At 68.0% G+C, this 22,047-nt stretch carries 16 protein-coding genes; 12 read left to right on the forward strand and 4 right to left on the reverse strand.

All coding sequences use genetic code 11. From position 1 onward, the window contains the following. Position 1: 1 nt before the first annotated feature. Entirely contained in the window at positions 2-775 is a 774-nt protein-coding gene (gene rfbF, locus ACWPXV_RS12125; RefSeq protein ID WP_454085465.1) for a glucose-1-phosphate cytidylyltransferase, read from the reverse strand. Positions 776-1,018: 243 nt separating this feature from the next. On the opposite strand from rfbF, the gene ACWPXV_RS12130 reads away from it, so the two are divergent. From ACWPXV_RS12130 to ACWPXV_RS12140, 3 genes are all read left to right on the forward strand, one after another. Further along, entirely contained in the window at positions 1,019-1,984 is a 966-nt protein-coding gene (locus ACWPXV_RS12130; protein ID WP_454085466.1) for a glycosyltransferase family 2 protein, read from the forward strand. 89 nt (positions 1,985-2,073) lie between these two features. Continuing rightward, a protein-coding gene (locus ACWPXV_RS12135) for an IS3 family transposase (RefSeq protein WP_454085467.1) occupies positions 2,074-3,341 on the forward strand; the annotation gives its coding sequence in 2 pieces (ribosomal slippage) (positions 2,074-2,416 and positions 2,416-3,341; 1,269 coding nt in all). A 256-nt stretch (positions 3,342-3,597) separates the two neighbouring features. Beyond that, positions 3,598-4,395: a glycosyltransferase gene (locus tag ACWPXV_RS12140; protein WP_454085468.1), complete on the forward strand. Its 798-nt coding sequence runs from the start codon at positions 3,598-3,600 to the stop codon at positions 4,393-4,395. Positions 4,396-4,410: 15 nt separating this feature from the next. Here the strand turns inward: ACWPXV_RS12140 and ACWPXV_RS12145 are convergent, their stop codons facing one another. Next, positions 4,411-5,949 (reverse strand): oligosaccharide flippase family protein, encoded by a 1,539-nt coding sequence (locus tag ACWPXV_RS12145; protein ID WP_454085469.1) that lies wholly within the window; start codon positions 5,947-5,949, stop codon positions 4,411-4,413. A 231-nt stretch (positions 5,950-6,180) separates the two neighbouring features. Here ACWPXV_RS12145 and ACWPXV_RS12150 point away from each other — a divergent pair, with 231 nt between their 5' ends. From ACWPXV_RS12150 to ACWPXV_RS12190, 9 genes are all read left to right on the forward strand, one after another. Then, the gene (locus ACWPXV_RS12150) at positions 6,181-6,819 is read left to right on the forward strand and encodes a hypothetical protein (protein ID WP_454085470.1); all 639 of its coding nucleotides are present in this window, start codon (positions 6,181-6,183) and stop codon (positions 6,817-6,819) included. A gap of 52 nt (positions 6,820-6,871) precedes the next feature. After that, positions 6,872-7,852: a glycosyltransferase family 2 protein gene (locus tag ACWPXV_RS12155; protein ID WP_454085471.1), complete on the forward strand. Its 981-nt coding sequence runs from the start codon at positions 6,872-6,874 to the stop codon at positions 7,850-7,852. A gap of 288 nt (positions 7,853-8,140) precedes the next feature. Next, on the forward strand, positions 8,141-8,668 hold the full coding sequence (locus tag ACWPXV_RS12160; protein ID WP_454085472.1) for a hypothetical protein: 528 nt from the start codon (positions 8,141-8,143) through the stop codon (positions 8,666-8,668). Continuing rightward, entirely contained in the window at positions 8,665-10,008 is a 1,344-nt protein-coding gene (locus ACWPXV_RS12165; RefSeq protein WP_454085473.1) for an O-antigen ligase family protein, read from the forward strand. The genes ACWPXV_RS12160 and ACWPXV_RS12165 overlap by 4 nt, the downstream gene beginning before the upstream one ends. Further along, positions 10,005-10,703: an acyltransferase gene (locus ACWPXV_RS12170; protein ID WP_454085474.1), complete on the forward strand. Its 699-nt coding sequence runs from the start codon at positions 10,005-10,007 to the stop codon at positions 10,701-10,703. The genes ACWPXV_RS12165 and ACWPXV_RS12170 overlap by 4 nt, the downstream gene beginning before the upstream one ends. 32 nt (positions 10,704-10,735) lie before the next feature. After that, complete coding sequence (locus ACWPXV_RS12175; protein ID WP_454085475.1) at positions 10,736-11,278, forward strand: acyltransferase; 543 nt, start codon at positions 10,736-10,738, stop codon at positions 11,276-11,278. Continuing rightward, positions 11,275-13,476 carry a glycosyltransferase gene (locus ACWPXV_RS12180; protein WP_454085476.1) on the forward strand — a complete coding sequence of 734 codons (2,202 nt, stop codon included), beginning with the start codon at positions 11,275-11,277 and terminating at the stop codon, positions 13,474-13,476. The genes ACWPXV_RS12175 and ACWPXV_RS12180 overlap by 4 nt, the downstream gene beginning before the upstream one ends. Positions 13,477-13,733: 257 nt before the next feature. Next, positions 13,734-15,001 (forward strand): IS3 family transposase gene (locus ACWPXV_RS12185; RefSeq protein ID WP_454085467.1). Its coding sequence is split into 2 segments (ribosomal slippage): positions 13,734-14,076 and positions 14,076-15,001, totalling 1,269 coding nucleotides; the frame shifts between segments, so codons are not numbered across the junction. 675 nt (positions 15,002-15,676) lie between these two features. Beyond that, on the forward strand, positions 15,677-17,119 hold the full coding sequence (locus ACWPXV_RS12190; RefSeq protein WP_454085477.1) for a sugar transferase: 1,443 nt from the start codon (positions 15,677-15,679) through the stop codon (positions 17,117-17,119). On the opposite strand, the gene ACWPXV_RS12195 is transcribed toward ACWPXV_RS12190, so the two are convergent. After that, positions 17,120-19,633 (reverse strand): LuxR C-terminal-related transcriptional regulator, encoded by a 2,514-nt coding sequence (locus ACWPXV_RS12195; RefSeq protein ID WP_454085478.1) that lies wholly within the window; start codon positions 19,631-19,633, stop codon positions 17,120-17,122. A gap of 5 nt (positions 19,634-19,638) precedes the next feature. Then, positions 19,639-22,023, reverse strand: coding sequence for a LuxR C-terminal-related transcriptional regulator (locus ACWPXV_RS12200; protein ID WP_454085479.1), 2,385 nt, complete (start codon positions 22,021-22,023; stop codon positions 19,639-19,641). Positions 22,024-22,047: the final 24 nt, after the last annotated feature.

Below are 22,047 nucleotides of genomic sequence, written 5' to 3' on the forward strand. Positions count from 1 at the left end.
GTCACCACACCTTCCACGGGGCCCGCCCGGAGGCCCACAGGTCTTCGAGGTAGTTCTTGTCCCGCAGCGTGTCCATGGGCTGCCAGAAACCGGCGTGCTTGAATGCGTTGAGCTGTCCCGCATGCGCGAGCTCGCGGAGGGGCTCCTGCTCCCAGACGGTGTCGTCGCCGGCGACGGTGTCGATCACCTCCGGCTCGAGGACGAAGTAGCCACCGTTGATCCAGGCGCCGTCGCCGCCGGGCTTCTCCTGGAACTGGGTCACCTCCGTCTGCCCCTCTCTGAGTACCAGCGCCCCGAAACGACCCGGGGGCTGGACCGCCAGCATCGTCGCGGCCAGGCCCGCTTCCTGGTGGAAGGCGATCTCGGCGGTGATGTCCACGTCGCTGACGCCGTCGCCGTAGGTGAGGCAGAACGTCTCGTCCCCGATGTGGTCCCGCACCCTGGCCAGCCGGCCGCCTGTCATCGTGTCGGCGCCCGTGTCCACGAGCGTCACCCGCCACGGCTCGGCGTGCGGCGTGTGCACGACGACCTCGTCGCGGCTCAGGTCGACGGTGAGGTCGGACATGCGGTTGCGGTAGTTGACGAACCAGTCCTTGATGACGGTTCCCCTGTAGCCGCAGCACACGATAAAGTCCTCGATGCCGTGCGCGGCGTAGGTCTTCATGATGTGCCAGAGGATCGGCAAGCCGCCGATCTCGACCATCGGCTTGGGCCGCAGCGCGGTCTCCTCGCTCAGGCGTGTGCCCAGCCCACCGGCCAGGATGACGGCTTTCATGCTTGTGTGTCCCCACTCTCCCCTGCGGGGCGCTCGCACTCGGATGTCTGGCACGCTGCACGCAGCATAGTGGTTCTCGTTCTGTTCGCCGTCCACATCAGGCACCTTCGCCCGCGCTGTCGCCGATCGAACGCTAGCCTGGACGTCATCGAGAACATGCATCCCGACCGGTTGGCCAGGGGTTCGCCACTAGTGCCAGCTCGACGTGAGCCTCCGCGCGGGGGCTGAAGGAAGGAAGCTGCCGTGGCGGGGCGTATCAGCGTCATCATTCCCACCTACAGGCGACCTCATCTCCTCGTCGACGCGCTGGAGTCGCTCACGCGTCAGACGATGGGCGAGTTCGAGGTACTCATCTGCGACAACGCTGCGGACGAGGAGACCAGGGACGTGGCCACCCGGTTCGACGATCCTCGCTTCCGCTACTGTCCGCGGCCGACCAATCTCGGCATGCTGAGGAACGCGCTGCTGGGGTTCCAGGACGCACGTGCCCCCATCGTCATGAAGCTTGACGACGACGACGTTCTCGTCGCCGACGCCCTGGAACGGCTCGTCCATCCCTTCGACCACCACCAGGAGGTGACGCTGAGCTTCGGCGGCGTCCTGCCGGTCGACGAGGACGGCCGGCCGCTGGAAGAGGTGCGCCGGGAGCTGGATCGTACGAGTGGCAGGGCATGGTTCCCGGAGGGCTTGATCCGACCGGCAACCTGGCTCGTCGCCCAGGGAGGGGTGCAGCTCGCCGGCGGTGCAATCCGCAAGGACTGCGTCGACTGGTCGACCTTCCCTGAGGACGTGGCGACAGCCTATGATCTGCATCTCTGCCTCCTCGCTGTCCAGCACGAGAATGCGGCCTGGTTCACGCGCGCGCCGGTCGTCAGGTACCGCCTGCACGGCCTGAGCGACTCCCACACTCAGCACGCACGGCAAGCCGTCGGTGCGGTGAGAGCGTTGGAGCGAGCGATAGCGTCCAACGCCCACGGAGACACGCCCGCTCTGGAACGTCGCCTGACACGCGCCGCGCTCGACGCCGGCAGGGCCACTCTCCAAGCAGGTGAGCAAGAGAGAGCACGAGGCTTGCTCCGTCGGTCCCTCGAGCTACAGCCGACAGCTGCGGCGGCCCGGTTGCTGGCGCTCACCGCGCTCCCCAACGGCGCATCCCGACGACTTCGGTCGGCCAGGGCGCGGATCAGCAGCGTCACGGGCACCCGGTAGGAACCTCCACGGCACCGGGGCCTGACCCCGGTTCTTGGACACGCTGAATCCAGCACGTGGTGCTGGGGAAGCGAGATGATTCGAGAACCATGGCCAGGAAGAACTACTCCGAGGAGTTCCGTCGTCAGGCCGTCGACTTGTACGAGACCACGCCAGGGGCCACGGTCCGGGGCATCGCTGAGGACTTGGGCATCGTGCGCGGCACGCTGCGGCACTGGCTCCAGGCGTACGGGACGGGCAAGAAGACCGCTGCCGACGGGACGCTGACCTCCAGCCCCTTGCAGTCCAAGGCAGCGCCACCCGGGCCTAGCGAGGACGAGTCGCTCGAGCAGCGGGTGGCTCGGCTCGAGGCCGAGAACGCGGCGCTGAGGGCCCAGGCGACGAAGCTGACCACCGAGCGGGAGATCCTGCAGAAGGCGGCCAAGTATTTCGCCGGGGAGACGCGCTGGTGAGTCGCTTCCAGTTCGTCGCCGACCACTCCGCCACCTACCCCCTGAAGCGACTGTGCGAGCTCCTCGAGGTGAGGCGTTCATCGTTCTACGCCTGGCAGGCAGGCGCACCAGCCAGAGCGCAGCGGGCTGCCGCGGACGCCGAGCTCGAGGCTCGGATCCGCAAGGTCCACGCCGCCGACAACACCGTCGGAGCCCCGCGGATCACAGCCGAACTCAACGACGGTGTGCCCGAGGCTGAGCGGGTCAACCACAAGCGGGTGGCTCGGGTCATGCGCAGCGCGGGAATCGCCGGCTACGTCAAGCGGCGCAAGGTCCGCACCACGATCCCCGAACCGGCCGATCAGAAGGTGCTTGACCTGCTCAAGCGGGACTTCACCGCCACCGCGCCGAACCGGCGCTACGTCGGCGACATCACCTACCTGCCGCTGTCCGAGGCAGCCGGCGGTGGGAATCTCTACCTCGCGACCGTGATCGACTGCTACTCCCGTCGCCTCGTCGGCTGGGCCATCGCCGATCACATGCGCACCGAGCTCGTCGAAGACGCACTCAAGGCCGCCGCCGCGACCAGAGGATCGCTCGCTGGGGCAATCTTCCACAGCGACCACGGGTCGGTCTACTGCTCGAAGGACTACGCCGCGCTCTGCAGCAAGCTCGGCGTCACTCAATCGATGGGCGCCGTCGGCTCCTCGGCCGACAACGCACTGGCGGAGTCGTTCAACGCCGCCCTGAAGCGCGAGGTCCTCCAAGACGCCAAGACCTGGCCCGAGGAACTGACCTGCCGCCGGCAGGTCTTCAAGTGGCTCACCCGCTACAACACCAAGCGCCGCCACACATGGTGCCGCTACAACACGCCGATCGCCTACGAGACCGCCGCCGCCACCGCTACGCTGCAACCTGCTGCGTAATCACACCCCGTGTCCACGATCCGGGGGTAGGGCCCACCAGCACCGTCGATAGAGCACGAACTACTGGACCCGGACAAATGAGAAATTGAAGGCTGTGACTGGTAATCGGACACCCCCCATCGTTCTGGTGGCTACTCCTGGCGGCCACCTCCACGAGCTGTTCGAGCTCGCCCGGCGCCTTCCTGCCGGCCAGCCCCGAGTCTGGTTGACGGCCCGCACCGCACAGTCGGTCAGCCTTCTCGAGGGACAACCCACCGTGTTCATCCCGAAGGTCGGAGCGCGACAGGCTGGCAGGGCGCTTGCGTCGTTGCCACGGGCGGTGTCGTTGATGCGTCGCATCCGGCCGAGCGCCGTCATCTCGACCGGCGCTGCGCTCTGCCTGCCCTACCTCATGGCGGCCCTGCTCCATCGTGTTGACACTCACTACATCGAGAGCGTCACCAGGACGGACCAGCCGTCCCTGACCGGGAAGATCCTGGCGCAGACCCCGGGAGCCAGGCTCCACCACCAGGGTCTGGAGTCTCCCGGTGACAAGTGGAGCTTCGTCGGCAGCAGTCTTGACAGGTTCACAACGCTGCCCGCAGCACGCGACCGCGGCATCAAGCGCGTCCTTGTGACGGTCGGCGGTGAGCGCTTCCCGTTCACCCGGTTGATCGACACCGTCCGCGCCGCACTACCACCCGACGTCGACGTGGTCTGGCAGACAGGCCACACGGAGGTGCCGCCAGGCCTACCCGGACGGGTGCAGCCATGGCTGAGCTACGAGGAGATGGTGCGCGAGATCGACCGTGCCGACGCTGTCGTCAGCCACGCTGGGGTCGGTTCCGTGCTGAGCTGCCTCAGTCGGGGCGTCATGCCCGTCGTGCTCGCACGCTCCTCGGCCAGAGGCGAGCACGTCGACGAGCACCAGGAGTCTCTCAACCAGCAGCTGCGGCAACGAGTACTGGCGGTAGACCTCAGCAAGCAGGAAGCATGGGCCGCTCTACGTGAGGCCGCCTCTTACCGAGTAACCGCGCAGGCGCCCCCACCCCTGAACCTGCTGAGACGAGCGTGACGGGCACTCGCGCGCTCATCGGCGATGCCGACGGAGGACGAGGTCTCGAGCCGTGTGCCGCTCTGCTCGTGGCACCAACATGAAGAACGCCAGCACGGCGCTGGGCAGGGCGAGCACACCGGCTGCGACGATGCCCGGAAAACCTCGGGGCAAGTAGGCTTCCACACTGAGCTCGACGGCCGCCGTCAGGCCGAGGAGAAGCAGCAGTGTCCCGAGCGGGACGTCTTTCCAGAAGGATCGCAACGGCTGGTCCAAGACGGCCATGGCACGCCACTGCATGTACAGGGCACCAACAGCATGGCCAACCGTCGTGCCAAGCACGACCCCGATCATCCCCAGCACCGGGTAGAGGCCGATGCTCACCGCGACGTTGACGACGAACGCGACGGCCAAGGTCTCCAGCTCCAGACCGGCCCGCCCCACCGTGAGACACCACAACCGCAGAACCGTCGTGGCGAGATGGAAGAACAAGCCCACCATGAGGATGCTCGCGACCGCCCCGGCGGTGGCGTACGACTCCGGCAGCCACGCACGGACCCCGACGTAGACCGCAGGAACTCCGACCGCCACCCATACGACGCTGAGACGCACCCAGATGCGCTGCAGGAGCTCGGTTCGCTGCACCGAGCTCTTCTCGCCGAGTCGGCCGACATCCTGGCCGACGACGGACTGCATCGGGGAGAACGCATTCATCGGAAGTCTCACGAGCTGCGCTGCGAGGTTTGCTCCTTGCCCGAAGGGCCCCGACGCCTGAGCCCCCAGAAGGCGCCCCGCGACGAGCTGATCCTTCTGACCCGACACGAGGGTGAGGACGGAGGACAGCTGGAGCTTCCAGGCATACCCCATGAACTCGCGGAGGTGCGTCCAGCCGAACCATCCGAACTGACGACGATCCACCAGTCGGAGGGCGAAGGGCACGTTGACGGCGGAAACGAGCACCTGCACGGAGATGAGCGTGACAGCGACCCCGTAGAGCCCCCAGCCGAGCTCGACCGAGGCGATCATCCCGGCGGCGAACAGCACGTGGGACGCCATGGCAGCGCCAGCCGTCACGATGAAACGGCGATGCGCGAACAACAAGGAGTTGAAGAGGTTGCGAATGACGAGAACCCCGGTGAGCGCGATGAGAGACCGCAGAAGAAACACCGTTTCTGCCTCATATTGCGCCTCCACGCGGAAGAATTGCAACAGCCGGGGGGCAAGCACGAGGGCCACAGGAAACACGCATGCTGTGACGATCGCGGTCAGCCCTATCAGGCTGGCCAGCGTCCGGGAACGAGCGTGGACGTCCCCGGTGCCGGCATACAGGGTGAAGAATCGCTGAGCCGCTGCACCGATACCGCCGTCCATCGTGGCCATCAGCACACTCACAGAACTCACGAGCAAGTAGATGCTGAACCTCTCGGGACCGAAGCCACCGATGACGTACGGGGTCAGCGCCAGGTTGATGACCACCAGCATGACCTGCGCCGTCGCCTGCAAGCTGCTGCCGACGACGAGCGTCCGACGACGAGACGCCCCGCTACCGTCGCCCCGGCCCTGGGGGTTCTTCATTCGTCTCCTCGCGATTGGGCAGCCCACCAAGGCGAGGGCGGCGCACATTTGCCGTAAGATGGAGTCATGCGCTTCAGGAGAAGTTCTGCGGTCGCTATGACTCTCTTGGTCGCCTCGTGCAGCGCAGCCGCCCCGGGCGAGGGTGAGCTCCCCCCCGCTACCCACGCCACAGCGTCTCACGGCTTAAATGCGTTTGGCCAAACCACCTCTGAGCAGGCGTCTCCCGTTGCTTTGGCTCTCGCCTCCACTGAGGTCGTTCGGGCGCAGCTCGACCTGACGTCCGCCGGGCTCACGGCCGAGCTGGTGCGGGACGACTCCGGCCGGATCCACCGCGCCGAGGCGCTGTGGGGGCGGGCCGACCATCCGTCCGACGATCCCGTGAAGCTCCGGGCGGGCGACCTGGTCGAGGCCTCCTTCACCACAACGCTTGACCTCGGGGGAGCTGACGGAGCGAGCATCTGGGCGGTGTCGTGGCAGCTCATCGGGCCCGACAGCGCCGGCACATGGCCACCACCACCGTTGGCGCTCACTGTGGGCAACGGTCGATGGCGCGTCGGAGGCGGAGACGGCTACCCCGGCGGCTCGAGGGAGGCTTACGCCGATACCGGCGTCCCGTTCCGGGACGGTGAGACGATCAGATGGGACGTTCGGGTCGCGCTGGAACACGGCGCCGGGTCGGTGGACGTATGGGCAGACGGAGCTCATGTCGTCGAGGGCTGGCGGCCGCCGGGTGGAACCATGCACCCCGACCAGCCGCACGTTCTGATGAAGACGGGGATCTACACTGGTGGAGGGGGAGCAGCCGGCCTGCGATCGCGGATGCAGATCGCGGACGCCGCTGCCGCACTTTACAGAGCACCCGAAAAGTGACTGTTTGAATCACGTCGCCACACCATGAGCCCCTCGAAGGACGGAGACACCGATGCGCGCCATCGCCAGTGTCTCCGTGGTCATCCCGGCGTTCAACGCCGCCAACCTGGTCGGCGGGGCGATCAGCAGTGCGTTGACCCAGTCGCGAGCGCCCCGCGAGATCCTTGTCGTCGATGACGGCAGTACGGACGCGACATCCGACGTCGTCGGCGCTTACCCCCCACCGGTCCGGCTTCTGCAGCAGGCTAACGGCGGTGTGTCGCAGGCGCGAAACACCGCGTTGCGCGAGGCACGAGGTGACTTCATCGCCTTGCTCGATGCCGACGACCAGTTCTTGCCGGACCACCTTGAACGCTGCCTCGCGGTATGGAAGTCCCACGTGGCTCGCGTCGGCCACGAGCGAGTCGTCGTGACGGGGAACGCCTGTCGTCTGACTCGACATGGGATCACGACCTCGACCATCCTTCGTCCAAACTTCCCACCGCCAGGGCGACAGCGCGAGCGGATCATGCAGGGCAACTTCACCGGGATCTTCGCCGTCTATCCACGACAGTTGCACGAGGAGGTCGGCCTGTTCGACCCCGCACTGCGACGAGGGGAGGACCGGGATCTGTGGACACGAGCGATCTTCTCCGGCTGGCACATCGTCCCGCAGCGCGAGCCGCATGCGATCTATCGGATGGGTGAAGCCAGCCTGAGCGCCGCCCACGATCACATGGCGTCGGCGGAGCTCCACGTCCTTTCGAAGACTCGCGATCTTTTCTCTTCCACTCTCACCGCGGCAGAGAAGGACTACCTCGACCTGCGGCTGAGCTCGCCGGCTCCACGGGTACTGGTGCGTGAGGCCAATGACCTCATCCGTACCTCCTCCTGGCCCGACGCTGCGGCTCACCTGCGCCAGGCTGCACGGATGTTGCCGTCCGACCGCCGGATCAGACTGCGGGCGTGGATGGCCAGGCACCGTTGGGCGCATCCCGCGTTGTCCGTGCACCTGCGGATGAGTGACAGAAGACTGAGGCGTGTGTCCGAGTAGCAGGAACCGTATGTCTTCGGGCGGCAGGCGCCGTCCGTCATGTGAAGGGGAAGAGAACTGAGTAATCATCGGTCGATCGAACGTCTGGGGACGCGTCAAGTTTTCACGTACGCCGCGGTTCTCGTCCTCGTTCTCACACTCGTCGGCGCGGGGATCGGTGCGCTGCTCGGACCCCGCGAAGTCGCGTACGAGACACGTCTGGTCGTCGGGAGTCGTGATCTCGCCGCCCAGCAGGTCCCCTACTACTCAACTGCGACCGTCTCCCTCGCCGAGACGTATGCGCGGTACGTGACCGAGGAGAACGAATACGGCCCGGCCGCCAACGCCAGTGTCACGGCCTCGGTCATCGCTGACACCCCGGTCATCCGTATTCGCGCCACGGCGCCGATAGACGACGATGCGAGAGTGGCGGCGGAGCAGACAGCCGAGAGGCTGACCACAGAGGTCAACGAAGGGATCAGCTCGCGCACCGACGGCCTGGCCGAGGACATCGCCGAGCTGACGCGTGACCTCGCCGAGCTGACGGTCCAGGCCGATTCCCTGGAGGCCGAGAGCGACGTTGACGAGCTTGTGCGCGTTCAGACCGATGTCCGACTTGCAGAGTTGCGGCTCGACGCACTGAGCAACGCATATCGCGAGGCGCTCACCACAGAGGTCAATCCGTCGACCCAGCTCTCGCTCATCCAGCCGGCACAACGCGTCACCGAGACAGTACCGAGGCCCGTTCTCGTCGGTGCGCTGGCCGGGGCCCTGGCCGGAGGCCTCGCGACGCTCGGCTTGCTCGCCCTCCGGGCAAGGCGCCCGACGCAGGAATGACGGCCATCGCGCGTCGTGGACGACGCCTCGACGCGCCGCCGCCCGAGGTCTACCTCGTCACCGTCGGAATGCTGCTGCAGTTCATGGCGGGCCACAGCAGCAACTACTTCTTCCCCGTGCCGCTGGACCGACCTTTGGTGCTGGCCGGCCTCGGTCTCGCTCTCTACAGGGCTGCGAAAGAGGGACGGACCTGGCGCCCCACCCTCATCCACTTCGTCGTGCTGACGTTCTTGGGCTGGATCCTGATCTCCATGGCGTGGTCAGGTTCGCTGACCTCGTCCCTCGCGCTCTTTGCCTGGGTCGACGCGGTGGGTCTCATCCCCTTCGCGATCTACTTCATGGCGCCTCTGGTCTACTCGACACCTGCACGTCGCAGGGTCCTCCTCGGTGGGCTGACTCTCCTGGGCCTCTACCTCGGCCTCATCGCACTGCTGGAGGGGCTGGGGGCCTACCAGCTGGTCTGGCCTCAGTACATCTACGATCCTGACCACCCGCACTTCGGACGGGCGGGGGGCCCAGCACGCCAGGTCGCCAGCAACGGCCTGCAACTGATGGGGTGCGGACTGGCTGCCGTGGCGTTCAGCGTCACCTCGCGGACGCGCCGTACGGCGATCCCTGCAATGCTCGTAGCAGCGCTGTGCCTCTTCGGTACGTTCTTTACCTTGACCCGGTCGGTGTGGATCGGTGTCGTGGTTGGACTCGTCGCGGCTCTCGCCCTCGACCGCCGGTCTCTGAAATGGCTCGGCTTGACGGGGGCAAGCGTCGTCGCCTTGCTCGTACTCGTCCTCGCGGTCGAGCCGGACCTGCGAGATGCCATCGACTCGAGACTGTCGGACAGCCGCTCCGCCTTCGACCGTATCAACGCCAACTCTGCGGCGTTCAGGGTGCTGCTGGCGAGGCCGTTGGAGGGCGTTGGCTTCACACAGTTTGCGCCTGCCCACGCCGACTGGTTGTGGCAGTCGCCCTCCGTCCCGGTGACGACGACCGGTATCGCCGTCCACAACGTTCCTCTGGGCTACGCCGCGGAGCTGGGCCTACCCGGCGTTGCGCTGTGGCTGGGCTGCCTCCTGGTCGCCTTCCTGTTCCTGCGGCGTTCTCCCGCCATGGCTGACGACAGCTACGTCCTCCGCCGGGTTGCCGTCGCCTACGTTGTCTGCTGGCTCGTCGTCGGAATGCTGGTGCCCATGACCTACGCTCTCCCCGCCACCCTGTTCTGGCTCTTCCTCGCCATGCCGACGCATCCGAGCTGGCTGGGGTACGGAGACGCACCGCGGCCTCCCGGTCCTGGACGACGCCGCCGAGCTCGAATGATCAGTGCATCGTCAAGGAGCCCGGAATGAGCACAAGCCTGGTTCAGTTCATTCGGTATCTCACGACCCGGGCAGTGCTGAGCCGCTGGGTCGCATCAGCGAGACTCCGAGGGATCCGGCTGGTCGTCAAGGCCCATCCCACGGCTCGTGTCGAACCCGGCGTCATTCTTGAAATTTTCGCCGGGTCATCGAAGCAGGTGAGGGTGGAACTCGGCCCACAAGTCCGCCTCGAGAGCGGCGCTCTGGTGCGGCTCACAGGAGGGGCGGAACTCGTGCTGGGACCGACCTCGGTCGTCCGGCGATTCTCTGTCCTCAACGTCTCGGGAAGATTGTTGATGGAGGGACACAACCTTCTTTCCTGGCACAGCGTCGTGCACTGCGCCGAGGAGGTGGTCTTCGAGCCGCGCGCAGGGACGGGCGAAGGGGTCACTGTCGTGGACGGAAGGCATTTCCGCCACGACCCAGAGGATCACTGGTACCACAACAGCGTCTGCTCGCCGATTCGGATTGAGGCCAACGCCTGGTTGGCCTCGCACAGTACCGTTGGGCCTGGAGTCGTGGTCGGACGTGCTGCCACAGTGGCCGCCGGTAGTGTCGTGCTCGGCGATGTTCCTGCCGATACTTTGGTAGCCGGGGCTCCTGCTCGTGTGATCCGGACGTCCATCAACACACCGGAAGATCGCGTCAGGCGCCGCCCTGCGCGGGAAGGCCAGACTGAGACGTGACAACCAGGGTCCCCACCGCTCTTGAGCGGGGCGTGCGTCTTGCTCTCTACTACGGGTTCGCCGACAAGCTTCCTTACTCGCCCACGCCGATATTCGGCTCTCTCAGTCGAGTGGTACGGCGTCACCTGACGTCCCGCCTCTTCGACTTCGCCGGCGCGGGCGTAAACGTCGAACGAGGCGTCTGGTTCGGCTCCGGGCAGGGCCTGAGCATCGGTACCGGATCCGGTCTTGGCCTCGACAGCGTCGTCATGGGCCCCGTCTCCCTGGGAGCGAACGTCATGATGGGCCCGAGGTGCCTGCTCGTCAGCTGGGGGCACAACACCGCAGACTTGACGAAGCCGATGTCAGAGCAGGGCATGACTCCGGCTCAGCCCATCACCGTCGAGGACGATGTGTGGCTGGGGGGGCATGTCGTCATACTCCCCGGGGTCACCGTTGGGACCGGTGCCGTTGTCGCTGCGGGGAGCGTCGTCACCAAAGACGTCCCCCAATATGCTGTGGTCGGTGGAAATCCCGCTCGAGTCCTTCGCTACCGCAGGCTCGCTTCTGATATCGAGAAAGATGGGTTGCTGTGAGCCGCCGCTACGTCGTCGTCACTCCCGTGCGCGATGAGGAGAAGTACTTACCGAGCACGATCGCAAGCATGACGGCGCAGCGCGAGCGGCCCACGACCTGGGTCATCGTCGATGACGGTTCCACCGACCGAACTCCGCTCATCGCCGACGCTGCCGCTCGCGAGCACGCGTGGATCCGTGTTCACACCATGCCTCCTCGGTCTCAGCGGATCCTGGGCGCCGGAGTAGTCCAGGCATTCAAGGCAGGCCTTGCCACTGTCGACCTGGACGGCATCGACTTCATCTCGAAGCTGGATGCGGATCTTGAGCTCGACCCTCTGTACTACTCGATGCTGTTGGACCGGATGGACCGGGATCCTCGTCTCGGGATCGCAAGCGGTCAGGCGTGGGTCCGCGACGAGCACGGGTCCGAGTCGTACGAACGCGGCGCGGAGGAAATGAGCATCGGTCAGGCGAAGCTGTACCGGCGGGAGACGCTCGAGGACATCGGAGGACTGGCCGAGACGCTGGCGTGGGACGGGATCGACTCGCACGAGGCACGGTCTCGGGGCTGGAGGTCGCGTGCCTTTGCGGACCCTGAGCTGCGGGTGATGACGCTGCGACCCGAGGGTGCCAGTGATCGCAGTGTGCTCCGTGGTCGGAGGAGGCGCGGGCGCGGGCAGTGGATCTTGGGTACTGATCCACTCTTCATGCTCGCCAGTACACTGCTGAGAGTCCGTGATGAGCCCGCTGTTCTGGGCAGCCTCCACACGCTCTACGGCTACGCCGAGGCAGCGCTGACCAAGGTGCCGCGACACGGCTCGGCGAGCTACGGCACTCAGGTTCGGCGCTTCCAGCGCGAAGCCTTGGTCCTGGGAAAGAAGAGTGCCACCCGGCGGTTCGAGCAGAGGACGGCGGCCCGATGGCAAGGTGCTGCGCAGAAGCAGATAGCCGTACTCGTGAGTCAGCACCCCACTCTCTCGCACACCTTCATCGACCGGGAGATATACCAGCTCCGGGAGCTGGGGTGGGACGTTCACCCGTTCTCGCTGCGCCAGGGCGACCTGGTTCATGCGGACGCCACTGAGACGACGACGATCCGCCGCCTGCCGAGGTCCCGGATGCTGCAGCACCTCGGACGTGCGGCGGCACACCCGTGGGCGCTTCTCGTTACCGCTCGGGAATCGATCCGACCTGCGGGGAAGGGCGCCCGGCCCATCGGTTTGGCATACCTGGCACAAGCCGTGCTGCTGCTGGGAGAGCTCCGGCGAAACGACCTGGACCACGTGCACGTCCACTTCGCCAACAACGCGGCCGAGGTCGCTCGACTCGCTTCCCACCTCGCAGACCGCGACACCGTAGGCCGCCCCGTCAGCTTCAGTCTGAGCATCCACGGCCTGTCCATGCACGGTGCCACGTCAGACGTGGAGACAGACACCTTCCCGGACGAGAACGCCGACCGATGGGGGCTGCTTCGTGACAAGGTCGTGCGCGCAGCGTTCGTGCGCGCGGTCGACCCCGCCAGCGCCGAGCGCGTGGCCGCGGTCACTCGCAGAGGCGACGTCGAGGTCGTCCCTGTGGGGATCGACCCTGAGCGTTTCGATCAGCTCAGGCCCGACCGGCGTCCCGACGAGCCGTTCACGGTCGGGTTCGTGGGGCGGGTCGCACCGGAGAAGCAAGTTCCGCTGCTCGTCGAGGCTTTCGCCCGAATGCAGCACATGCCGCGTGCACTCCGTGTCGCAGGTTCAGGCCCGTGTGTCGCAGAGTCCCGCGCGATGGCCGAGAAGTTGGGTGTCGACGTCACGTGGACGGGGTCGATCCCGCAGGACGAGCTTCCCGGGTTCCTCGCCGGCCTCGATGTCCTGGCGATGAGCAGTAGTCACGAGGGCACCCCGATCGTCCTCATGGAGGCGATGGCTTCCGGCCTCCCCGTCGTTGCGCCACGAGTCGGTGGGATCCCTGAGGTCATCGAGCACGGCGTGTCCGGCCTGCTGGTTGCGCCGAACGACGTCGAGGCGTTAGCCGGCGCTCTCGACCGCCTGGCGACCGACCCGGAGCTGCGTCGAAGCCTGGGCACTGCAGGCCGTGCTCGTGTGCGCGTGAAGTTCAGCTCCGCGCAACTGGCGACGGGGTTGTCAGACTTGCTCTCTCGGGCCACTACGGCTGACCGCGCAAGCGTGGAGACCACCGCCTCGGTGGCACCGCAGGAGTCGACGTGAGGTCGGCGCGGATGTCGCCCAGACCTCGGTCGTGCGCCCGCCCGTAGCCAGGCAGGAGACCAACGGTCCAGCACGTTTGGGTGCACCTAAGCGGTGCATCGCTCGGGTGCTGCCGCATCAGTCATGCCACCCGGTGAATCGCCCCGGGTCTGGTGGAGGCTCTCAATCCATGGAGGATGAGAGTGAGGCCTGACCCCGGTTCTTGGACACGCTGAATCCAGCACGTGGTGCTGGGGAAGCGAGATGATTCGAGAACCATGGCCAGGAAGAACTACTCCGAGGAGTTCCGTCGTCAGGCCGTCGACTTGTACGAGACCACGCCAGGGGCCACGGTCCGGGGCATCGCTGAGGACTTGGGCATCGTGCGCGGCACGCTGCGGCACTGGCTCCAGGCGTACGGGACGGGCAAGAAGACCGCTGCCGACGGGACGCTGACCTCCAGCCCCTTGCAGTCCAAGGCAGCGCCACCCGGGCCTAGCGAGGACGAGTCGCTCGAGCAGCGGGTGGCTCGGCTCGAGGCCGAGAACGCGGCGCTGAGGGCCCAGGCGACGAAGCTGACCACCGAGCGGGAGATCCTGCAGAAGGCGGCCAAGTATTTCGCCGGGGAGACGCGCTGGTGAGTCGCTTCCAGTTCGTCGCCGACCACTCCGCCACCTACCCCCTGAAGCGACTGTGCGAGCTCCTCGAGGTGAGGCGTTCATCGTTCTACGCCTGGCAGGCAGGCGCACCAGCCAGAGCGCAGCGGGCTGCCGCGGACGCCGAGCTCGAGGCTCGGATCCGCAAGGTCCACGCCGCCGACAACACCGTCGGAGCCCCGCGGATCACAGCCGAACTCAACGACGGTGTGCCCGAGGCTGAGCGGGTCAACCACAAGCGGGTGGCTCGGGTCATGCGCAGCGCGGGAATCGCCGGCTACGTCAAGCGGCGCAAGGTCCGCACCACGATCCCCGAACCGGCCGATCAGAAGGTGCTTGACCTGCTCAAGCGGGACTTCACCGCCACCGCGCCGAACCGGCGCTACGTCGGCGACATCACCTACCTGCCGCTGTCCGAGGCAGCCGGCGGTGGGAATCTCTACCTCGCGACCGTGATCGACTGCTACTCCCGTCGCCTCGTCGGCTGGGCCATCGCCGATCACATGCGCACCGAGCTCGTCGAAGACGCACTCAAGGCCGCCGCCGCGACCAGAGGATCGCTCGCTGGGGCAATCTTCCACAGCGACCACGGGTCGGTCTACTGCTCGAAGGACTACGCCGCGCTCTGCAGCAAGCTCGGCGTCACTCAATCGATGGGCGCCGTCGGCTCCTCGGCCGACAACGCACTGGCGGAGTCGTTCAACGCCGCCCTGAAGCGCGAGGTCCTCCAAGACGCCAAGACCTGGCCCGAGGAACTGACCTGCCGCCGGCAGGTCTTCAAGTGGCTCACCCGCTACAACACCAAGCGCCGCCACACATGGTGCCGCTACAACACGCCGATCGCCTACGAGACCGCCGCCGCCACCGCTACGCTGCAACCTGCTGCGTAATCACACCCCGTGTCCACGATCCGGGGGTAGGGCCCCACCTGTCCGCTCACAGGGAAGCCCCACTGTCCCTTGACACCCCGCCCGCCACTGTCACCCCGCCCGTCGACGGGGCCGGGCCTCGGCCCAGAGCCTCATGACGCGTACCTGGAAAGGCACCGCTCAGGCGGACGGCGCACCGGTCCCTCCGCCCGGCTCGTGCGAAGGTCCAGCTGACAGAGACCTGCAGTGTGCCGTCGCGAGACACGTCGAGCTGCTCTCACGAAGGGCAAGCAGATGTCCTCACCTCACACCGCAGCGTAGGGCGGTGATCCGCAGCGGATGCCGTCCTCCGTGGAGAGCTGATGCCCGTCGCAGCGCGTCACCCCTCACCCTGGCTCCCTCACCAACCTCGCATCGCGCTCACCTCGCTCACCCGTCTTGGTCAAAGAGCGCTCATCCTGCGGTCACCTGATCGCACAGCCATTCGGGCCTATGAGGCGTGCGAGATTCAGAACCAGACACGGAGCCCTCCCGCCCTCCACATGCGGTAGCGGCGCCCCCTCCCGTGGAGCACATCAGCTTCACCGACACGCGACTTGGAGTTGGCGTGCGTTTGCCTTTTCACGACAGTCGGCTCGGTCGTCGAGCCGTCGGCACGTCCTCCCGTCGATCTGTTCACCCGCCCCGGTGGCTGGGATGACCCTCCGAACCGAGGCGCGCACCCTGGCGCGCAGCACCCGTCTTCAGTGGCTTCCTCGTCGCGAGACCACGTGGCGACGTGCCAGCATCCGCTACGTCGGCGTCATGTCCACCACGGACTTCGTCGTGGCGATGGTTGTCACCTCCGCGATGTCACACGGTCACTACGGCGCGGCAGACGCCCTTGCTCTCGGGCTACTGGCCGCCGTCGTCCTCGTCGTCGTGACCGCCCTCAACCGTGGGTACCGCCGTGAGAACGCCGCCATCGGCACCCAGGAGCTGCGCAGCATCGTGCGCGTGGCCGGTATTCTCGGCGTGGCGTCGCTGACGATCCAGGGGCTCGGCATCGTCGACCTTCCTCATGCGCTGGTCCTCCAGGTGCTCCTCGCCACCATCGCGCTGGCGCTGCTCACCAGGCTCGTGCAGCGGAAGATCGCCCGGCATCTGAGAGCCGACGGCCGGCTGGCACGCCGGACGCTGCTCATCGGTCCCCTGCCCGGCCTCCAGCCGGTCTTGGACTCACTGGACGACGCACAGGTCGACGGTCTGAGGGTGGTGGGCATCTGCACACCCGACCAGTCCCGCGCTGATGGGCGTGGCCCGATCGTCGGGACCTACGACGCCGTCCCGCAGACCGTCATGGACCTCGACGTCGAGACCGTGGTCGTGTCTGCCGACGCGATGGACGCCGCGGAGCTGCGCCGGCTCGGGTGGACCCTGCGCGACCTCGGGGTCGAGCTGCTGGTCCTACCCCCGCTCGTCGACGTCATGCCGCATCGCCTCCGTATCGAGACGATGGCCGGTACGCCGCTGCTCGCCGTTTCCCTCACCGAGTCGCGGGGCCAGCGGCTGGCCAAGTCGCTCGTCGACCGCACCGTGGGCAGCGCGCTGCTCATCCTCGCGCTGCCTGTCATCGCGTGCGCGGGTATGGCCGTACGGCTGACGTCGCGCGGGCCCGCGTTCTTCTCCCAGACGCGCGTCGGGCTTAACTCCCAGCCTTTCGAGATCTACAAGCTGCGGTCGATGTACATCGACGCCGAGGCCCGCCTCGCCGAGCTGCACAAGCGCAACGACGGCAACGGGATGCTCTTCAAGATGCACGACGACCCGCGGGTGACACGCGTGGGTCGGACCCTGCGTCGTCTGTCCATCGACGAGCTGCCGCAGCTGTGGAACGTCGTGCGGGGCAACATGTCACTCGTCGGTCCCCGCCCCGCCCTTCCGCACGAGGTCGCGGCGTACGAGGGCGACGTCGTGCACCGGCTCGCGGTGAAGCCGGGCCTCACCGGTCTGTGGCAGGTCAGCGGGCGTTCCAATCTCAGCGCCGAGCGGTCCGTCGGCCTCGACCTCCGCTACACCGACAACTGGACCATGGGGATGGACGCCCACATCCTGTTGCGGACGGCTCACGCGGTCGTCAGTGGGGACGGAGCCTACTGATCACTCGAGCAGCAGCAGCTCCCGGGCCCGCCGGAGCGCGTGGGCGCGGTCGGAGACACCGAGCTTGCGGTAGATGCGCCGCACGTGCGTCTTGACCGTCGACTCCGAGAGGTACAGGCTGCGGCCGATGCGGGCGAGGGAGGCGCCGTGCTCCAGCTCGCGCAGCACGCGCAGCTCGGCGGCACTGAGCTGCCCCGCGCGCAGCGGCTCGGGGAAGACGGTGTCCATCCCCGCGAGCGGTGGTTCGTCGAGGAGTCGCCGGGACCACGTCTCAGGAGGCGCGATCGCCTCGAGATCGGATCGTGGCACCGTGAGAAACGGCATGAGCACCCGGGAATCGGCGGCGATCCCGACCGCGGTGGCCAGATGGTCGACCGCCCTCTCGTGCTGCCCCAGCCGCCACGCGGCGCACGCGTGGATGAGCAGCAGCTCGAGCCCGGCCCGCGGGCGCGCACCGGCGACGGAGGACGCGTCCCCGGTGAGACGCAGCGCCTCGGTGTAGGAGCCGACGTAGAACGCGTGGCGCGCCCGCGCCGCGCGCGTCCACGCACCGCCGTGGTCCGCGGCGGCAAGCATGGCCCCGGCGCCATCGATGTCTCCCTCCGCGAGCGCGAGGTCCACCCCGAGGGCACCGAGCGAGGCGCGCACGACCTCCTCCTGGTCACCGACGTGGTCCGCGGCGTGCCGCCGCAGCTCCACCCGGACGCGGTCGTGCCGGCCGGTGAGCACCTCAAGGAAGGCACCTGCCACGCGACTCAGCTCGACAAGCGGGACGAGTCCGGGCTCGACTCCGGTCCGGGGCACCTCCGGCCAGGTGACGCGCTCGAGCTGGAGCCCGGCGATGACCGAGCGGGTCAGGGGCGCAGCGACGACCTCGAGGGCGGACGGAACTGCGGTCAGCTGCTCCGCGTAGGCGCGCCACTCCTCGGCGGGGCCGACGTGCCCTAGCAGTGCCAAGGCCAGCGCCGTGGCGCTCGCGGCTTCTCGTGCGGCCGGGACGTCGCCGGCTGTCAGAGCCTCCTGGCATGCGGCGGAGAAGCCGTAGGCGGCACCCACGCCGTCGTTGTCGTAAAGCATCGACAGCCCCCACTGGGTGAGCAGCTCGGGCAGGGCCCCCTGGATGACAGGATCACGCCGAGGGATGTCGGCTCCCCCGAGGGTGCTGTCGAGTCGGCCCAGCAAGACCTCCGCAGCGCCGTAGGTCGTGGTGCCGTCGAAGCGCAGGGCGAGGCGCTGGGTCGTTGTCAGCGACCGCATCGGTAAGGTGCCGCCGGGCACGAGCAGACCGGTGCGCAGGGCGTTCTCGGCTTGGCGAGTGGTGTCCGCCTCGAGGATGTAGTCACGCGTGACGATGAGCTTGGGGCTGGAGTCGACCAGCTCCTGGGGCAGGGCACGCACCGCGGCGTTGACGGCGTCGGTGTGCCGGCGGAGCAGCTGTGCCCAGTTCTCCTCCAGGACCGCGAGGACGAGTGGCCACACCCCCGCGCGTAGGGCGTGGTGAAGGGCCTCGGCCGGTCTGCCCTGCTCCCGGCGGCGCCGGCTCATCCGTTCGTTGAGCTCGCGGTAGCGGCGCGGGTCCTCGGTCATGAGGTTCTCGAGCAGAGCCCGACGGATGCCCGCGGGGTAGGCCGGGGCGCCGCTGCCCCGCAGCACGGCGAAGGAGTTCGCGAGGAGCGTGTCCGCGGCCTCGTGCTGCTCGGGACGGTCGAGGATCGAGGGCAGATCGTCGGGATCTAGGGAGTCGGGGACGGCGAGCGCCGTGGCAACGTCGAACCAGCTGCCGTTCTCGGGGTCGGCGAGGATGAGGCCGAGGTAGCCGGCGGCTGCCGCGGCGTCGGTGACGAGCCGCCCGTCCCCGGCGCGACGCGTGTGGATGAGCGCGGCACGGACGAGCGCCGGCCAGCCCGCGTAGTCCGTGACGAGCTCCGCGACCTCGCGCGGTGCCAGCTCCAGCCCGAGCCCTGACGCGAGAAGGGTCGTCTCGTTCACGGTCAGCAGCAACTCGGGGATGCCGAGCACGGCGGTGTCGACGACGGCGGGGCCGAGCCCGGTGATCGGTCGCGCCACGCGCGCGGTGACGACGAGGTGGAGCAGGTCGTGGGCCTGGGCGAGGTCGACGAGCTCGGCGTCGACGTCGGTGGCCTCGACGTTGTGGAGGCCGTCGAGGACGAGGACCACCCGGCGGGTGAGCCTGCTCAGCGCGCGGTCCAGCGACGCCCGGTCCGGCGCCTCCACCGGGTCGCAGACCCCGGTCATCACGAGAGAGTCGTGCAGCGCCACCCACAGCTCCTGCGCGGTCGTCCCCGGGGGGATGGTCAACCACCCCGCGGACCTGTCGTTGAGAGCCCCGCTGCGCAGCCAGTACGCGACGGTGCTCGTCTTGCCGAAGCCTCGGGGTGCCTGGAGGACGACCAGCGCCGGGAGGTGCCGGACGACCTGCTCCGTGGCGGGTGTCGGGCAGAAGATGCTCGGGACCCGGGGCAGCTTGCTCCGGTAGCTTCCTCGCTCCGCCATCGCTGCTACCGCAGGTCGGGCACGAGGCCGCGGCTGAGCAGAAGGGCCTCATCACGGCTCGAGGCCCCGAGCTTGCGGTAGACGTGCCGCAGGTGCGTCTTGGCAGTGTTGACGGACATGCCCAGCGCTGCCGCCACTCCTGCGGGACCGGCACTGTCCTGGAGCGCGGCCAGGACCTGCAGCTCCCGGGCGCTGAGCTCGCTCGGCGCAGAGGCTGCCCACAGCGCAGCCGGCGCCACCCGCGCGACGTGAGAGGACTGCGGCGCCTGGGAGGTGGAAGCCAGCGGGCGCAGCGCGAGCAGCTCGGGGTCGTTGCCGGCAAGCGCCGTGAAGACGTCGGCGCTCATCAGGGCGAAGGGGCGGCGCTGTCCGGACTCGTAGGCGAGCCGTACACTGCGGGTGAACCGGCGGTGCGCCGCCGTGCCCTGGCCGAGGCGGTAGAGTGCTGCGGCGATGACGAGCTCGTTGATGAGCCGACTGCGAGCCGTCAGGCGGCGGTCCCCGAGATCGCGGGTGGCGATGTCGATGGCCTCCTGCTCACGGCCCTGAGCGTGGAGCAGGTAGGCCCGGGTGGAGCTGGAGACAAGGCTGTCGGCGAGGCGGTCGAGAACCTGTTCGCCGACGTCGCTCATCCCGCCCGCGATGAGCAGCTCGACGAGCTGGGTGCCGACCGTCGACTCGGCGATGCTCCCCGGCTCGAGGTGGCGCAGTGCGGCCCGCAGCTGCCCCACCGATCGCGCCTGGTTCTCCGAGGACCCGTAGACGGAGGCGTACAGCCCACGGGCGTAGATAGCCAGTGCCCACAGCTCGTCGCGGCGGCCCGGCTCGAGGATGGCCGCCACGTACTCGTGGGCCTCGGGTTGCATCGCGTCGACGGCGGCGATCGTACGCATGATACGTGCAACGGTCCGCACGAGCCTGCTGACCTCGTCGTCCTCGCCCCCGGCGATGACGTCGGCGAGCTCGACGTCGTCGAGCAGCTGGAGCGCGAGGTCGGCCTCACCGTGGAACGTCTTAGCGGTGAGCATCCCGGCGATGCCGAGTAGGCGGGCGTTCCGGTCGTCGTGCTGCAGCCCGTAGTCCCGGACCCGCTCGAAGGCGTACGCGGCTGCCTCCTGCTCGCCGGCAAAGACGGAGGCGACGCCAGACTGGATGAGGACATGAATCTCATCGGTGGTCCCCCGCATCTCCTTCCAGCGCTGCATCACGGCTGCGTCGGCGAAGTGGGCGCTACTGGGTACCCACTCGCTGGCCTTTGTCGGGGCAATCCGCGGGAGGTGCCGGCGCACGACCTGCAACCGCGGGTCTCCGTCGGCGATCTCCCGGGGGAAGGTGCTGGCGAGGTCGATGAGCATGTGGGGATGCTGGGTGAGGAGTGAGGACCACTCCTCCTCGATGATCTTCAGCGCCGTGTCCCACTCCTGGGCTTGGACGGCGTGGCGGATGACGCCGATCGGTCCCACCTCCTGGGCCGCAAGCACCATGAGGGCGACGTGCACCTCTCGCTCGAGCTCCGGGCGGAGCTCGCTGCCCACGCGGCGGAGAGCGTCACGAATGGCGGGCGGGTAGGAGTAGCGCAGGCCGTCAACCGTCTCGCGCTCGCGGAGCAGCCCACCGAGACGGAGGTTGCGCAGCTCGCGGATGGCGGTGCCCTCGGGAACCATCGCCCGGGCGGCGGCGGCGGAGAACTCGTCGGGGACGGCGGTGCGCATGAGAAACTCCCGCAGCGCCGTGGAACGGACGTCGTCGAGCAGCGCTTCGATGAACCCGTCCACCGTCCCCGCGTCCACCACTGCCCGACGACCGCCGACGATGGCAGCCGAGATGCAGGTCCGAATGGCGGACGGCCAGCCGCCCAGCTCGATGGCGAGGTCGCTGGCATGGTCCAGCGTCATCGTGATGCCGTGCTTCTCGGCGAGCGCGACGACGTCTTCACTCTGCATAGCAAGGTCACCCGGGCGGACGACGGTGAGGTCGACCGACAGCGCACCCGCGGTCTCCAGGGTACGCAAGGAGCGCGTGGCGACGACGAGCTCGAACCCCGGGCTCGACCGCACCACGTCGAGGAGAGCCTCGTCGACCTCGGCGCGCCCGTCGAGGTGGCCCGCCTCGTGGTAGTTGTCGACGATGAGTCGCAGCGGCTCCTCGTGGCGGACGAGCGCCCTGACCACGGCGGCGCGGTGCGGGTCGGCGTGGTCCGGCTCGGACTCATCGGTGGCGGGGCCCAGCCCGGCGTCCTCCAGCGCGCTGTCCAGGGTGGCCCAGAAGCCGGGGGCGAGCCGCGAGCCCGCGTCGAGGGGGACGTAGATGGTGGGGACGTCGTCGTCGGCGGCGCTGAGCCAGTCGACCAGCGCGGTGGTCTTGCCGTAGCCGCGCGGACCGCGCAGCACGGTCAGCGGTGCCCGGGAACCGAG

The organism is Georgenia sp. Marseille-Q6866, assembly GCF_965111665.1.

What these genes read in the sequence shown, in the direction of transcription:
- ACWPXV_RS12165 (WP_454085473.1), top strand. Translation starts at nt 8,665, where the DNA reads ATGACGGCCATCGCGCGTCGTGGACGACGCCTCGACGCGCCGCCGCCC.
- ACWPXV_RS12190 (WP_454085477.1), top strand. Translation starts at nt 15,677, where the DNA reads ATGACCCTCCGAACCGAGGCGCGCACCCTGGCGCGCAGCACCCGTCTT.
- ACWPXV_RS12155 (WP_454085471.1), top strand. Translation starts at nt 6,872, where the DNA reads ATGCGCGCCATCGCCAGTGTCTCCGTGGTCATCCCGGCGTTCAACGCC.
- ACWPXV_RS12170 (WP_454085474.1), top strand. Translation starts at nt 10,005, where the DNA reads ATGAGCACAAGCCTGGTTCAGTTCATTCGGTATCTCACGACCCGGGCA.
- rfbF (WP_454085465.1), bottom strand. Translation starts at nt 775, where the DNA reads ATGAAAGCCGTCATCCTGGCCGGTGGGCTGGGCACACGCCTGAGCGAG.
- ACWPXV_RS12195 (WP_454085478.1), bottom strand. Translation starts at nt 19,633, where the DNA reads ATGGCGGAGCGAGGAAGCTACCGGAGCAAGCTGCCCCGGGTCCCGAGC.
- ACWPXV_RS12145 (WP_454085469.1), bottom strand. Translation starts at nt 5,949, where the DNA reads ATGAAGAACCCCCAGGGCCGGGGCGACGGTAGCGGGGCGTCTCGTCGT.